Origin of the sequence: uncultured Plantibacter sp., assembly GCF_963518075.1 — a bacterium.
Taxonomy (GTDB): domain Bacteria; phylum Actinomycetota; class Actinomycetes; order Actinomycetales; family Microbacteriaceae; genus Plantibacter; species Plantibacter flavus_A.
The window spans coordinates 15,963-30,193 of sequence record NZ_CAUQHZ010000017.1; the positions used below are offsets into that span (position 1 = coordinate 15,963).

A 14,231-nucleotide genomic window follows, 5' to 3' on the forward strand; every position below is an offset into this window, starting at 1 on the left:
CGAGCGTACCTCTGTCGGGGGGTGGCGGAGCGTGATACGAGGGACGGCTTGCGCTGGCGCGGGAGAATCCCCCTAGCGGGTGCCCCAGTCGTAGAGCTGCTTGTGCAGGCGCAGATAGACGAAGGTCTCGGTTCCGGAGACGCCGTCGACGGTGCGGATCTCGTCGTTCAGCAGCGCGATCAGTTCCTCGTCGTCCTCGCAGACCACTTCGACCAGCAGATCGAAGGAGCCGGCGGTCAGGACGACGTAGTCGACGGCGGACAACGCGGACAGGCGGTCCGCGACCACTCGCGTGTCACCGGTCACACGGACACCGATCATCGCCTGCCGGGTGAAGCCCAGCTGCATCGGGTCGGTCACCGCGACGATCTGGATGACGCCGGACTCCGTGAGTTTCTGCACCCGTTGCCGTACGGCGGCCTCACTGAGCCCGACGGCCTTCCCGATCTCGGCGTAGGAGCGACGTCCGTCGGTCTGGAGCTGCTCGATGATCGCCTTCGACGTGTCGTCGGGCGGCGCCGCCTTCGCCGGTGCATCGGAGCTCGCTCGTGTCATGCGTCGATCATGACAGCGCAGACGGGTCGCGGCAAGCGGATCCGCAGGCCCGACCGATCCCGGCGTGCGGATCCGTCGTCGCCGATCCCCGGACGGAATCCGCCGAGCCGGGTGGGGCGGTCCTGCGGTCGGCCGGTACCGTACTATCGTCGAGGGTGCATCAGCCACCGCCAGCCGTATTAGAGGAGCAGACGTGACCGAGCACGGGCAACGGACCGTCACGCTGCCCGGCGGGCGTCGAGTCTCACTCGCGTGGGCCGGCATGACCGATGTCGGCAAGCGGCGCGAATTGAACGAGGACGCCTTCGTGGCGCTCCCTCCCGTGTTCGCCGTGGCCGACGGCATGGGTGGGCACTCCGCCGGCGAGGTCGCGAGTGCGGCGGTCGCGCACCGCCTGACCAAGGCCACCGAGGGAGCCGAGATCCTCACCGTCGACGGCCTCGTCGACGCGCTGCGCATGGCCGTCGCGGACATGATCGACACCGCGGAGGAGGGCGAACTCGGCATGGGTACCACCGTCACCGGTGTCGTGTTGACGGCGGACGAGGGCGAGGGTCGCGTCGCGGTCTTCAACATCGGCGACTCCCGGGTGTACCGCCTGCAGGAGGGCGAGCTGGTCCAGGTCACCGAGGACCACTCGATCGTCCAGGAGCTGATCCGCGCAGGGGCGATCAGCCCGGAGGAGGCGGAGTTCCACCCGAACAGCAACATGATCACCCGGGCCGTCGGTCCGTCGGACGACCCCGTACCTGACGTCGAGCTCTTCCCGATCGAGACCGGTGCCCGATGGCTCGTCTGCTCGGACGGGCTTACGAAGGAACTCACCGACCACGGGATCTGGTACTTCCTGACGGAGGGGGCCACGCCGGTCGACGCGGCCGAACTCCTCCTACGTGCCGCCCTCGACAACGGCGGACGCGACAACGTCTCGGTCATCGTGCTCGATATCGCGGCGGTCGACGAGGCCGTGGACGAGAGCGTCGAGCAGCCCGCCTCCTGAGCCCGCTCCACAGCCGCTGCTCGCGCGGGCTTCGCGCCCGGTCGGACCGTCCCGTCAGCCGGTCAGGGCCGCTGGGTGCTCCACTGGAGCCATGAGCCCTTCGGACGTGACGCCCTCCGCGACCAACTCGCACCGGCCCGCGACGACGTCGGCCCGCCTCCGTGCCCCCAGCCCGCCGGCAGAGTCGCCCATCGGGTCGCTCCCGATCCTCGCAAGTCTCGCCCCGGTCGTCGGGTCGGTCGCCCTGTTCGCGATCACCGGCTCACCCGTGACCCTCGTCTTCGCCGCGCTCGGGCCCCTCATCGCCGTCGCCGGCTACATCGACGCACGCTGGACCAGACGGCGGCGCGGACGACGGGCGCGTGCGGCGTACGACGCTGCGACGCAGGAGCTGGAACAGGACGTCGCGCGAGCGCACGCCGAGGAACGCGAGGAACTGCGAGCACTCCACCCTGCCGGTCGGCTCCTCGACGTCCTCGACGGACCTGATCGCGCCAGGTGGCGGGTACCGGAGGCCCGCCGCACGCTCGTCTGCATCGGGCGAGGGGAGACGAAGAGTGCCGTCCGGGTGGATGCCGGGGCCGACGACGACCAGTGGGCGTGGGCGGCACGGCTGTCCGAGGCGCCGGTCGTGGTCGACGCGGTCGAGGGGATCGGCATCGTCGGTGGCAAGGTGTTCGCGCGCGCGGTGGCCCGCAGCATCCTCCTGCAGCTCGCCCGACAGTTCCCGCCGCAGGCAGCGCAGTTCTCCGGGGACCCCGCGGCTCCCGACGACCGCACCTGGGCGTTCCTGGAGGACCTCCCGCACCGCGCGGTCTCGGACCCGGTGGAGCCGGTGCGCGACGGGGGTGCGGCGGACCCGACGACCCTCGTCTCGGTCGTCGAGCGTTGGGAAGCGGTCGGGGCCGCCGCGGGGCGCTCGGGAGGACGCCCACCGACCGGCGGTGTGCTCGTCGCCCTGTCCGACACCGTCGAGCTCATCCCCACCCGCTGCCGACACCTGCTCGTGCTCGGCGCCGACGGGCAGACCGTCCTCGCCGACGGGACCGGCGCCTCCTCGTCCGTGTCGGTGTCGCCGACCCTGCTCGCGGAAGCCGAGGCGGAGCACGTCGTCGGGGCGCTCACCGCAGCCGCACTCACGACGGGGGAGTCCCCGGCCCTCTCGAGTCTGCCGACCGACGTCGCCTTCGCGCAGGTGCATCCGGTGCGGGGCCGTCGCCCACCGGCGGGATCCGACTGGCGGCCGGATGCGCTCCGGGTCGCCGTCGGCACCGGCGTCGAGGGCGTGCAGCTGCTGGACCTCGGGGCGGACGGGCCCCATGCGCTGGTCGGCGGCACGACCGGGAGCGGGAAGAGCGAGCTGCTCATCACCTGGATCACGGCTCTCGCCGCGCAGTGCTCGCCGCAGGAGCTCTCCCTGCTCCTCGTCGACTGCAAGGGCGGCGCCTCCTTCCAAGCGGTGGAAGCCCTGCCGCACGTGGTCGGGATGGTGACCGACCTCGAACCGGGAGCGGCGGACCGGGTCGTGTCGAGTCTGCGTGCCGAGCTCCGCCACCGCGAGCGTGTGCTCGCCGGACACGGGGCGCGGCACCTGCTCGACCCCGTGCTTCTGCCGGAGCATCGCCCGGCACGGCTCGTCGTCGTCGTCGACGAGTTCCAGGCGCTGCTCGACGCCAGCCCGCACCTCCATCAGGTGTTCGCAGACCTCGCGGCCCGCGGGAGATCGCTCGGCCTGCACCTGATCCTCTGCAGTCAGCGTCCGGCGGCGGTCGCCGCCGATGCCATCCTCGCGAACTGCACGCTCCGTCTCTCGCTCCGGGTCACCTCGCGCCCCGACAGCGCCGCGATCCTCGGTGTGCCCGATGCAGCTGCGATCCCGGCCGGAACACCGGGCCGCTGTATCGTCTGGAACGGCGACCGACGACTCGTGTTCCAATCCGCGGTCACGTTGTCCGACGACGTCCTCGCGGTGCGTGAGCGGTGGCGCGACGCGCCTGCACCTCGGCGACCATGGCTCGACCCCCTGCCGGCACGCCTGGCCTTGGGTGCCGTCTCGGCGATCGAGGCGGGACGTGCCGGAGGCTCGGAGAGCACCGGTGTCGACTGTCCTCCCGGGGAGGGCATCGTGTTCGGCCTCGCGGACCTCCCCGAGGAGCAGGCGCAACGCCCCGCGGTGTGGTGTCCGGAGCACGACGGCTCGCTGCTGGTGCTCGGCACCGGACGTTCCGGTCGAACGACCCTGCTGGACACGCTCGAGGTCGGCGCGCGCGATCGCTTCCGCGTGGAGCGGGTCGGCCAGGATGCCGAGCAGGCTTGGGACACCGTCATGGCGCTGTCGGATCCGCTCCGCCCGACCGAGCGCACCCTCCTCCTTGTCGACGACGTGGAGTCGCTCCTCGCCACCGCCGGGGACGAGCACGGCGCCGCCCTCCGCGACGCACTGCTGGGCCTGCTTCGAGACGGCGGCCGCCGCGGGATCAGCGTCGTCCTCGCCGCCTCCCGGCTCGGCGGTGTGGTCCACCGGTTCTCGGCTCAGCTGAGCAGCACGCTCGTCCTCCGCCTCGCCGATCGGCAGGATCATCTCGTCGCCGGGGCACCCGCCTCCTGCTTCGATCCACGCCGACCCGCCGGCCGCGCGCGCTGGCAGGACACGGAAGTGCAGATCGCGCTCGCTCCACCGTCTCCGGCGTCTCCGTCCTCGGCGCCCGGGGTCCACCGCTGGCGGCCGAGCCCGGCACGCGCGACCGTCATCGTCACGCGCGCGACCGGAGCGGTCCGGGCGATGCTGCAGCGCTCGACCGGCACGGAGCAACGCATGCGGCTCATCGAACCGGCGGCGCACCTGTTCCCGTCCGCACCGCTCGCGGGCGTCGCGGGCATCGAGAGCGACGTCCTGGAGGACGACGCCGCGATCGTCGTCCTCGTCGACCCCGAGACGTGGCTGTCGGGCCGGTTGGTCGTCGGGCGAGACCTTCCGCCGAGCACCGCCGGTGCCGACCTGGTGGTCCACGGCTGCTCCGCCGCCGACTTCCGACAGGTGACCAGGAGCCGTGAACTCCCACCGCTCCTCGGCTACGCGAGCGGCCGTGCCTGGTGGTGGCGAGCCGGACAGGAGGCGATGCGTGTGGACCTGCTCGGTTCCTGACCCGAAGGCACTGAGGCTGTTGGCCGGGTGGTCAGACCGCGGTGACGGCGATCCGCCCGACGACGGCGGCTCCACCGTGGATGGCCAGGTCGAGTTCCGGTTCGAGGGCGTCGACGGCGGCCGCATCGAGCGCTCCGACCGAGACGAGCAGCCGGAGGGCGACGATCGTCGAGGCCCGGAGCGAGCCGTCGAGGACCTTCAGCGCGACGGTCGCGCCGCCGGGTGCCGACATGACCATCACGCCTTCCGCCCCGAGCTTCGCGAACAGGCCGAGGCGCTCGATGACGAGCGTGTTCGCCCGCCCCGGTCCGTCGAGTGCCCAGCCGTTGGCGAGCACCGCCGCTGTGAGCAGGCCGGCATTCCGGTACAGGGCGAACGGCGAGGTGGGGGAGGAGTTGACGACGCGTCCGATGCCGCGTGCGAGTCCGGTCAGGGAGATCGCGTAGACCGGCGCCCCGCAGCCGTCGACCCCGCTGGCGGCGGGCTTCTCGCCGGTGAAGCGCTCGACGGTGTCGCGGACGGCGAGCTGCAACGGGTGGTCGGGCTCGAGGTACGTCGCCTGGTCCCACCCGTTCTGCGCGCAGGCGAGCAGCATGGCCGCGTGCTTCCCGGAGCAGTTCATGTACAGGGGGCTCGTGCCGAGGCCGTCCCGGACCAGCTCGTCGCGGGATACGCGATCACCGGGCCAATCGGCCGGGCACTGCAACGCCGAGTCTTCTATCCGGGCCCGGCCGAGCATGCTGCGGACGACCTGGACGTGCTTCCGGGTCCCCGCATGGCTCGCGGTGGCGAGCACTGCCTGAGCGCCCTCGAGGGACACCCCGGCGTTCATGATCGTGATGGCCTGGAAGGGCTTGAGGCACGAACGGGGGAAGACCGGTGCGTCCGGTGCTCCGAGACTCGCGAGCACTTCGCCCTCCGGCCCGAGGACGATCGCCGACCCGGCGTGTCGTGACTCGATGAAGCCGCTGCGCTCGACGACGGCCAACTCCACCGCGTCCGAGACACCGAAGGTCTGGGGGACCGCCGTGCTCACAGCGCTGCGAGCGCCTGATCGATGACCGTCATCGCGTCGGCGATGAGCTCGTCGGAGACGGCGAGGCTCGGGAGGAAGCGGAGGACGTTGCCGTAGGTGCCGGCGGTGAGGACGAGCACGCCCTGCTGCGCGGCGGCTGCGGCGATGGCGCTGACGGCGGCCGGGTTGGGCTCCTTCGTCGTCGAGGCGGTACCCGGCTGGACGAGTTCCATCGCGATCATCGCGCCGATCCCGCGGACGTCGCCGATGATGTCGTACTTGCCCTGGAGTTCGAGCAGCGCCGCCGTCAGGGTGGCACCGATGCGATCCGCTTCGGCCAGGAGTCCACGGGACTCGATCGACTCGAAGACCGCGACCGACGCGGCACACGCGACGGGGTTGCCGCCGAAGGTGCCGCCGAGGCCGCCGGGCTGGCTCGCGTCCATGATCTCGGCACGCCCCGTGACCGCCGCGAGCGGCAGACCGCCGGCGATGCCCTTCGCGCTCAGCACGAGGTCGGGGACGAGGCCGAAGTGCGAGCTCGCGAAGTACTCGCCGGTGCGCGCCATGCCGCTCTGGATCTCGTCGGCGATGAACACGACGCCGTTGGCCGTGCACCACTCCTGGAGCGCGGGGAGGTAGCCCTCCGCGGGGACGACGAAGCCGCCCTCGCCCTGGATCGGCTCGACGACGAGGCATGCGAGGTCGGTGGCGCCGATGCGCTTCTCGAGGTAGGCGATGGTGCGGGCCGCAGCCGCAGCTCCGGACAGGCCGTCGTGGTAGGGGTAGGAGTTGGGGGCGTGGTAGACGTCGCCGGCGAACGGACCGTAGCCGGTCGCGTAGGGGGCGGCCTTGTAGTTCATCGCCATGGTCAGGTTGGTGCGACCGTGGTAGCCGTGGTCGAGCACCGCGACAGCCCGCCGACCGGTGTACTTGCGGGCGATCTTCACGCCGTTCTCGACCGCCTCGGCGCCCGAATTCACGAGCACCGACTTCTTCGCGAAGTCGCCCGGGGTGTGCTCGGCGAGCAGCTCCGCGACGCGCACGTACTCCTCGTAGGGGGTGATCGTGAACAGGGTGTGCAGGACGTCGGCCGCCTGGTCCTGGACGGCGTCGACCACGGAGGACTCCGTGTGGCCGATGGTGGTGACGCCGATGCCGGCACCGAGGTCGATGAACTGGTTGCCGTCGACGTCGACGACGATGGCGCCGTGCGCGCGCTCGATGTACACCGGGAGGACACTCGACACGCCATCGGACACGACTGCGGTCCGGCGGGCGTGCAGCGCCTGTGAGCGCGGGCCCGGGACGGCCGTCACGATGCGACGCTCCTGCGTCACGCTGGGGGCGGAGGCGGTCGTCTGGTCCGTGGTGTCGAGCGTGTCAGTCATAGTCCTCCAGCGTAGCGCGACCTCCCGACAGCGGGGCCGCGAACGCGGGCCGCGGTGGAGAGGCCAGTGGGATACTGGTGGCATGATCACGGGCCACCACGACTACACCATCGGCGTCCGCTGGGACGGAGACCTCGGGACGGGCACGAGCGGGTACCGGGACTACTCCCGGGAGCTCACGGTGACGGCCGCCGGGAAGCACGACCTCCAGGGCTCGGCCGACAAACCGTTCCGCGGCGACCCGGGTCGGTGGAACCCTGAGGAGATGCTCCTGGCGGCCCTCGCGCAGTGCCATCTGCTGTCCTACCTGCATGTCGCCGTGACCCTCGGTGTCGTGGTGACGGCCTACACGGACGACGCCGTCGGGACCATGGTCGAGGACGGCGCGGGGAGCGGTGCGTTCACGGAGGTGGTCCTGCGTCCGCAGGTCACGGTCGCCGATGCATCGATGGTCGAGGCGGCGCGAGCCGGGCACGCCCGCGCGAACGAGCTGTGCTTCATCGCCAATTCGGTGAACTTCCCGGTCCGTCATGAGCCGACGATCGTGGTCGCGACGACCACCTGAGGAGTGGACCGACGCCGCGGCTCAGAGCCGCTCGGGGCGGAAGGCGCGCTTGATGCGCTCGACGGTGTCGGCGGGCGGCGACTCGTTGTAGGCGTTCGCGAGCTCCTGGCCGGTGAGGGCGTGGATCGCCGCCATGATCTCGTCCGTCGCCTTGCGTCTGGCGCGTCCTGAGGTCGCCGGTCCATGGTGGCTCACGTCGATGGGTTCACCGAAGATCACCGTGACCGGTTTGAACTTCGGGATCGTCGTGCCCACCGGCATGAGGTCGTCGGTGCCGATGAGGCCGACCGGGACGACCCTCGCACCCGTGGTGAGTGCCAGCCAGGCGACACCGGTCCTGCCGCGGTACAACCGTCCGTCGAGCGACCGGGTGCCCTCGGGGTAGATGGCGAAGGCCTCCCCGCTCTCGAGGATCCGGCGTCCCTGGTCGAGGGCTTCCTGCGCTGCCTGCCCGACACCACGTTCGACCCCGACCGCGCCGATCGAGGTGAAGAACGTGCGCGAGACCCAGCCCTTCAGGCCGCGTCCGGTGAAGTAGTCGGACTTCGCCAGGAACTGCACCCGGCGTGGGGCGCTGATGGGGATCGCGATGCTGTCGATGAACGAGAGGTGGTTGCTCGCCAGGATGACCGGCCCACGCTTCGGGACGTTCTTCCGGCCGATGATCTTGGGGCGGTAGAGCAGCTTCGCCGTCGTGTTCAGGACGGCTCGTCCGAAGTAGTAGACGACACCGGGTTTCGAGGGCGTGGCCACCGTGTCGGCCGTCGTCGGCTCGACGGTGGCCTGGTCGGAAGGTTCCTGGGCGCGTCGCTGCGTCTGCTCCTCATCGGCCATGCGCACGACTGTACCCGCCGACGCATGCGCGACCCGGCATACTGACGCGCGCCGGTGCATCGAGGATGTTCGGCGCGCTGTCAGCCAGCATGGAGCCTGGTGGGTGAGACTGGACCGACCCCTCAGCAACGACCGAAAGTTCCCCTGTGCGCAAGAGCCTCTGCCTTCTGGCCGTCATCGCGTCCCTCGTGTCGCTGACCGCGTGCAGTTCGGCGACGTCGCAGTCGCAAGCGCTGGCCAGCCCGGGGGAGTGCGCCGACACGAGTGCCGGCAAGGCGTCCAAGGCGATCAGCGTGAGCGGTGACTTCGGCTCGATCCCGGAGGTCACCTTCGCCAAGGGCACGCTCTCCGCAGACACCACAGAACGCACGATCGTGTCGAAGGGCGACGGCGAGCGGGTCGATCCCGGCGACACGACGTTCGTCGAGATGTCCATCTACAACGCCGTGACCGGTTCGATCGTCGCGCAGACCGCCTACGGCGCCAGCCCTGCCACGGCGATCGTCGTCAATGATCAGAAGTACCTGAAGGGCCTCGTGCGAGCCGTCGAGTGCACGACGGTCGGATCCCGCGTCGCGGCCTTCGTCACGGCGGGCGACGGGTTCGGTTCCGCGGGGTCGAGCGACGGCACGGTCCAAGCCGACCAGCCGCTCGTCGTCGTGGCCGACGTCCTCAGCACGGTGCACAGCGACGCCAAGGCGGACGGCGTCCCGCAGGAGCCCGTCGCCGGGATGCCGGCGGTCGAGCTCGACACCGCCGGACGACCCACGGTCACCATCCCCGAGGAGCCCGCTCCGGCCGATCTCCAGGTCGCGGTGCTCAAGCAGGGCGACGGCGCGGTGGTGCAGCCCGACGCCGAGGTCATCATCAACTACCAGGGTGTGAACTGGCGCACCGGCGAGGTCTTCGACGAGAGCTGGGGCAACGGGCCGACCAACTTCCAGCTGTCCGCCGTGGTGAAGGGCTTCTCGAGCGCCATCGCCGGCCAGCACATCGGTTCGCAGGTCATCGCCGTCATCCCGCCCGACCTCGGGTACGGACCGAGTGGCGGCAACAGCCAGGCGGGTATCGAGGCCGACGACACCATCGTGTTCGTCATCGACATCCTCGATGCGAGCAGCACCACGGCTCCCGCCGCGGGCTGAGCGGCCGACTCGGTCGCCGACGTAGACTGACCGCCGTGAGACGCGTCATCATCCTCGGATCAACCGGCTCGATCGGCACGCAGGCACTCGACGTCATCCGGGGTGACCGCGACCGCTTCGAGGTCGTCGGCCTGACGGCCGGCTCGAACGCAGAGCTCCTCACAGAGCAGGCCGCCGCCTTCCACGTCGACGACACGGCCCTGGGCGCGGCCGACGCTGAGCGGCTCATCCGCAGTGTCGACGCCGATGTGGTGCTGAACGGCATCACGGGCTCCATCGGGCTCGGCCCGACCCTCGCGGCGCTCGAGACGGGCCGGACGCTCGCGCTCGCGAACAAGGAGTCGCTCATCGTCGGTGGCGACCTCGTGCGGCGGATCGCGGCACCCGGCCAGATCGTGCCCGTCGACTCCGAGCATTCCGCGATCGCCCAGGCCCTCCGTTCCGGCACTGCGACCGAGGTGCGGCGGCTCGTCCTGACCGCCTCGGGAGGACCGTTCCGCGGACGGGACCGCGCATCGCTCGTCGGCGTCACGCCGGCTGAGGCGCTCGCCCACCCCACCTGGGACATGGGTCTCGTCGTCACGACGAACTCGGCGACCCTCGTCAACAAGGGGCTTGAGGTGATCGAGGCGCACCTGCTGTTCGACGTCCCGTACGACCGCATCGAGGTGACGGTCCACCCGCAGTCGATCGTCCACTCGATGGTCGAGTTCATCGACGGTTCCACCATCGCCCAGGCCTCGCCGCCAGACATGCGGCTCCCCATCTCCCTCGGGCTCGACTGGCCCAACCGGGTCGGAGGCGTCGGCGTCCCGCTCGATTGGACCTCGCCCCAGCAGTGGACGTTCGAGCCCCTCGATCACGAGGCCTTCCCCGCCGTGCGACTGGCCAAACTCGTGGGCGGACAGGGCCGCACCTATCCGGCCGTGTTCAACGCCGCGAACGAGGAGGCCGTTGCGGCCTTCCACGCGGGTCGGCTGGGCTACCTCGGCATCCTCGACACCGTCCGCGCGGTCGTGGACGACCACGAGGCACCCGAGGGCGAACTCACCCGGGAGGCGCTCGCGGAGGCGGAGCGCTGGGCGAGGGCTCGCGCGCAGCAGCGCATCGGCTGACCTGCCCGTTCATCGTCGGAAGCTTCCGAGCGGCCGTACAGCCGGCGTGCAGCCGGTGACCCGACCGCGCGAGTAGGGTTACGCCGTGGAATCCGTCCTCCTCTACCTCCTCGGCATCGTGATCGTGCTCGTGGGCCTCATCGTGTCCATCGGGCTGCACGAGGTCGGTCACCTCGTGCCCGCCAAACTGTTCGGCGTGCGGGTCACCCAGTACATGATCGGCTTCGGTCGCACCATCTGGTCGCGTCGCAAGGGGGAGACCGAGTACGGCGTCAAGATGATCCCGCTCGGCGGCTACATCTCGATGATCGGCATGTTCCCGCCCAAGCAGCCCGGCGGTACCGCCCGGAACGCCAGCACCGGCTTCTTCGACACGCTGGTCCAGGACGCGCGTGAGGCGAGTGCCGACACGATCGGCGCCGGCGACGAGGAGCGCACCTTCTACCGGCTGCCCGTCTGGAAGCGGATCGTCGTCATGCTCGGCGGCCCGTTCATGAACCTCGTCCTCGCCGTCCTGTTCATCGGTATCGCCGTGTCGGGGTTCGGTGTCCCCCAGCAGAGCAGCACGCTGACCTCGGTGTACGAGTGCGTGTTGCCGTCCACGAGCGACCGCCAGAGCTGTGCAGCGGGGGATCCGCAGGGTCCGGCGGCCGCCGCAGGGCTGAAGCCCGGCGACACGATCCTCTCGATCGACGGCACCCCGATCTCCACCTTCGCCGAGATCTCCGCGGCCGTGCAGGATTCGCCGGGCAAGCCGTTGGCCCTCGAGGTCGCCCGCGGTGAGCAGCGACTCGACCTCACCCTGACGCCGTTGCTGCTCGAGCGGGACGTCGTCGACGCCGAGACCGGCAAGATCGAGACGAACGCCGACGGCTCGGCGAAGACCCACGAGGTCGGTTTCGTCGGCATCACCCCGCAGCAGCAGATGGTGGCGCAGCCCGTCACCACGATCCTGCCGACCGTCGGCGACACGATCGCCCGGACCGCCAACATCATCCTGAACCTGCCCCAGCGACTCATCGACGTCGGGCAGGCCGCGTTCGGGTCCGGCGAGCGCGATCCCAACGGGCCGATGAGCGTCGTGGGCGTCGGACGGGTCGTCGGCGAGGTGGTCAGCCTCGACGAGATCCCCGCCGCGTCGAAGGCGGCGACCGTGTTCGGCATCCTCGGGTCGCTCAACGTCGCGCTCTTCGTCTTCAACCTCATCCCCTTGCTGCCCCTCGACGGCGGGCACGTCGCGGCAGCGCTCTGGGAGGCGATCCGTCGCCGCTTCGCAAAGGTCTTCCGACGTCGCGATCCTGGGCCGGTGGACGCGGCGAAACTCATCCCGCTCACCTTCGGCGTGGTGATCGTCCTCGGCGGCATGAGCGCGCTCCTCGTGTACGCCGACATCGTCAAGCCGGTCAACCTCTTCGGCTAGGCCGACGCCGACGGGGCCCGCGGGAGCCTCCCATCCCGGTACGGTCGTACTCCTCGGGGAGTACGGCGCGAGGCTCCGTGCGGGCGACGCGGCGGCTCCGACCCGCGAGTAGCATGCAGGGATGGCATCGGTCGAGACGGGTTCGGCACCCTGGATGACGCCGGGCGATCGCCGACCCGGGCGCCCCGTCTGGCGCCTCTGGGCACCGGTGGTGGTGTCCTTCCTCGTCCAGGTGCCCGCGACAGCGGTGCTCGCCCTCCACGGTTCCTTCGGCCCGGGTGCCGGTGCCTCGGGGTGGTCACGTACCTCGGCCGTCCTCCTGGCACTCGCCGGCGTGCTCTGCCTGCTCGCTGCCAGGCGGTCGCCCGGGCCGACGGTCGCGGCGGTCGCCGTGTTGTCGAGCGCCTCGATGCTGACGGGTCCCACCTGGGGCCCTCCCGCCGTCGCGCTCGCGTTCGCCGCGGGGTCCGGCATCGTCCGTGGGGCTCGCGGCTGGACCTATCCGTCGCTGGGACTCGGGTGGGCGCTCGCCCTGATCATCGCGCTCGCCGTCGGCTGGAAGGTGTCGGGCTTCCGCGTCGGGGCCACGACCGCCCTCGTCATCGTCGCCGTCCTCCTCGCCGAGGGACTCCGCACCCGGCGCGAACAGCTCGACGCGGATCGCCGGCGTCAAGGCGAACGTCGGGCGTCCGCCGCTCAGGAGGAGCGCGTGCGCATCGCCCGTGAGCTGCACGACGTGGTCGCCCACTCGCTCGCGCAGATCACCGTCCAGGCCGGTATGGGGCTGCACCTCATGGACACCCAGCCCGAACGTGCCAGGGAGGCGCTGACGAACATCAAGGGGTCGAGCAAGGCGTCGCTCGACGAGGTCCGCGGCCTCCTCGACGTCCTCCGTGGTGCCGATGCGGCCCAGGATCCCACGACCGGCGCGCCGAGGCGCCCGGGGCCGGATCTCGAGGCACTGCCCGTCCTCGTCCAGTCCCTCCGAGACCAGGGCGTCGACGCGGTCCTCGAGCAGCGCCTCGTCTCCACGCCCGGCGCGGCCGTGCAGCAGGCGCTGTACCGGATCGCGCAGGAGAGCGTCACGAACGTCCTCCGGCACGCGCAGGCCGGACGGGTCTCCGTCGAGCTCATCGAGGTCGACGGCACCTACCGCCTGCTCGTGGAGGACGACGGAGTCGGTGCCCCACCCGGACCCGCGGAGCACGGCAACGGCCTCCTCGGCATGACCGAGCGCGCCGAACTCCTCGGCGGCACCCTCGAGACCGGGCGGAGTCCGCTCGGTGGCTTCCGTGTCACGGCCCGGGTGCCGGTCCGAGGCGTCGCATGATTCGCGTGGTCGTCGCCGACGACCAGGCACTCATCCGTGGCGGGTTCCGCGCCCTCCTCGACGCGGAGCCCGACATCGCGGTCGTGGGTGAGGCGGCCGGTGGCGACGAGGCGCTCGCCGTCGTCCGTCGGGAACGGCCGGACGTGGTCCTCATGGACATCAGGATGCCCGGAGGCGACGGCCTGGCCGCCACCGAAGCCATCGTCGCGGATCCGACGCTCGAGGCCACCCGCATCATCGTCGTCACCACCTTCGAACTCGACGAGTACGTCGCGCAGGCGATCCGGGCGGGCGCGAGCGGCTTCCTCGTCAAGGACACCGAGCCTGCCGAGCTCATCCGAGCCGTCCGCGTGGTCGCGTCGGGTGACGCCCTGCTGTCGCCCGGGGTCACGAGGCGGCTGCTCACCCAGGTCGCCGGAGCGATCGCCGCGCCGCTCGACGACGCCGCGATCGCCGGGCTCACCGAGCGCGAACGCGAGGTGCTGGGTCTCGTCGGACGCGGACTCACCAACGAGGAGATCGGAGCGGCGCTGTTCCTCAGCCCGCTCACCGCGAAGACCCACGTGTCGCGCATCATGTCGAAGCTCGCGGCGCGCGACCGGGTCCGACTCGTCGTCATCGCCTACGAGACGGGGCTCGTCAGTCCCGGCGTCTGACCGCCGGGTGGCCGTACTCCCGGGGGAGTGCGGTGATCCGTCCCGTCGTCGGATGCCCTC

At 71.0% G+C, this 14,231-nt stretch carries 12 protein-coding genes; 8 read left to right on the top strand and 4 right to left on the bottom strand.

The features are described 5' to 3' along the window. Positions 1-72: 72 nt before the first annotated feature. The gene (locus RWN05_RS16210; protein ID WP_064295326.1) at positions 73-555 is read right to left on the bottom strand and encodes an Lrp/AsnC family transcriptional regulator; all 483 of its coding nucleotides are present in this window, start codon (positions 553-555) and stop codon (positions 73-75) included. A 193-nt stretch (positions 556-748) separates the two neighbouring features. On the opposite strand from RWN05_RS16210, the gene RWN05_RS16215 reads away from it, so the two are divergent. Together RWN05_RS16215 and RWN05_RS16220 are read left to right on the top strand one after the other, a co-directional pair. After that, positions 749-1,555 carry a PP2C family serine/threonine-protein phosphatase gene (locus RWN05_RS16215; RefSeq protein ID WP_071262360.1) on the top strand — a complete coding sequence of 269 codons (807 nt, stop codon included), beginning with the start codon at positions 749-751 and terminating at the stop codon, positions 1,553-1,555. Between the two features lie 91 nt (positions 1,556-1,646). Continuing rightward, positions 1,647-4,700 carry an FtsK/SpoIIIE domain-containing protein gene (locus RWN05_RS16220; RefSeq protein ID WP_314140304.1) on the top strand — a complete coding sequence of 1,018 codons (3,054 nt, stop codon included), beginning with the start codon at positions 1,647-1,649 and terminating at the stop codon, positions 4,698-4,700. 31 nt (positions 4,701-4,731) lie between these two features. On the opposite strand, the gene RWN05_RS16225 is transcribed toward RWN05_RS16220, so the two are convergent. Further along, complete coding sequence (locus RWN05_RS16225; protein WP_064295329.1) at positions 4,732-5,736, bottom strand: asparaginase; 1,005 nt, start codon at positions 5,734-5,736, stop codon at positions 4,732-4,734. After that, positions 5,733-7,106, bottom strand: a complete 1,374-nt coding sequence (gabT, locus tag RWN05_RS16230; protein ID WP_064295330.1) for a 4-aminobutyrate--2-oxoglutarate transaminase — start codon at positions 7,104-7,106, stop codon at positions 5,733-5,735. The genes RWN05_RS16225 and gabT overlap by 4 nt, the downstream gene beginning before the upstream one ends. 82 nt (positions 7,107-7,188) lie before the next feature. On the opposite strand from gabT, the gene RWN05_RS16235 reads away from it, so the two are divergent. Then, a complete protein-coding gene (locus RWN05_RS16235; protein WP_314140305.1) occupies positions 7,189-7,671 on the top strand; it encodes an OsmC family protein in 483 nt (160 codons plus the stop codon). Between the two features lie 21 nt (positions 7,672-7,692). Here the strand turns inward: RWN05_RS16235 and RWN05_RS16240 are convergent, their stop codons facing one another. Further along, positions 7,693-8,505, bottom strand: coding sequence for a 1-acyl-sn-glycerol-3-phosphate acyltransferase (locus RWN05_RS16240; protein WP_079002747.1), 813 nt, complete (start codon positions 8,503-8,505; stop codon positions 7,693-7,695). Between the two features lie 146 nt (positions 8,506-8,651). Between RWN05_RS16240 and RWN05_RS16245 the strand changes: the two genes are divergently transcribed. The 5 genes from RWN05_RS16245 to RWN05_RS16265 all read left to right on the top strand — a co-directional run bounded on the left by RWN05_RS16245 (position 8,652) and on the right by RWN05_RS16265 (position 14,171). After that, positions 8,652-9,650, top strand: a complete 999-nt coding sequence (locus RWN05_RS16245) for an FKBP-type peptidyl-prolyl cis-trans isomerase (protein ID WP_079002746.1) — start codon at positions 8,652-8,654, stop codon at positions 9,648-9,650. Positions 9,651-9,685: 35 nt separating this feature from the next. After that, a complete protein-coding gene (locus RWN05_RS16250; RefSeq protein ID WP_314140306.1) occupies positions 9,686-10,765 on the top strand; it encodes a 1-deoxy-D-xylulose-5-phosphate reductoisomerase in 1,080 nt (359 codons plus the stop codon). Between the two features lie 85 nt (positions 10,766-10,850). Further along, positions 10,851-12,185 carry an RIP metalloprotease gene (locus tag RWN05_RS16255; RefSeq protein ID WP_079002745.1) on the top strand — a complete coding sequence of 445 codons (1,335 nt, stop codon included), beginning with the start codon at positions 10,851-10,853 and terminating at the stop codon, positions 12,183-12,185. A gap of 121 nt (positions 12,186-12,306) precedes the next feature. Beyond that, entirely contained in the window at positions 12,307-13,515 is a 1,209-nt protein-coding gene (locus tag RWN05_RS16260; RefSeq protein ID WP_314140307.1) for a sensor histidine kinase, read from the top strand. Beyond that, positions 13,512-14,171 carry a response regulator transcription factor gene (locus RWN05_RS16265; RefSeq protein WP_079002743.1) on the top strand — a complete coding sequence of 220 codons (660 nt, stop codon included), beginning with the start codon at positions 13,512-13,514 and terminating at the stop codon, positions 14,169-14,171. Before RWN05_RS16260 ends, RWN05_RS16265 begins: the two co-directional genes overlap by 4 nt. Positions 14,172-14,231 lie beyond the last annotated feature (60 nt).

Coding starts and splice junctions, on each gene's coding strand:
- RWN05_RS16240 (WP_079002747.1), bottom strand. CDS start 8,505: ATGGCCGATGAGGAGCAGACGCAGCGACGCGCCCAGGAACCTTCCGAC.
- RWN05_RS16260 (WP_314140307.1), top strand. CDS start 12,307: ATGGCATCGGTCGAGACGGGTTCGGCACCCTGGATGACGCCGGGCGAT.
- RWN05_RS16210 (WP_064295326.1), bottom strand. CDS start 555: ATGACACGAGCGAGCTCCGATGCACCGGCGAAGGCGGCGCCGCCCGAC.
- RWN05_RS16220 (WP_314140304.1), top strand. CDS start 1,647: ATGAGCCCTTCGGACGTGACGCCCTCCGCGACCAACTCGCACCGGCCC.
- RWN05_RS16235 (WP_314140305.1), top strand. CDS start 7,189: ATGATCACGGGCCACCACGACTACACCATCGGCGTCCGCTGGGACGGA.
- RWN05_RS16265 (WP_079002743.1), top strand. CDS start 13,512: ATGATTCGCGTGGTCGTCGCCGACGACCAGGCACTCATCCGTGGCGGG.
- gabT (WP_064295330.1), bottom strand. CDS start 7,106: ATGACTGACACGCTCGACACCACGGACCAGACGACCGCCTCCGCCCCC.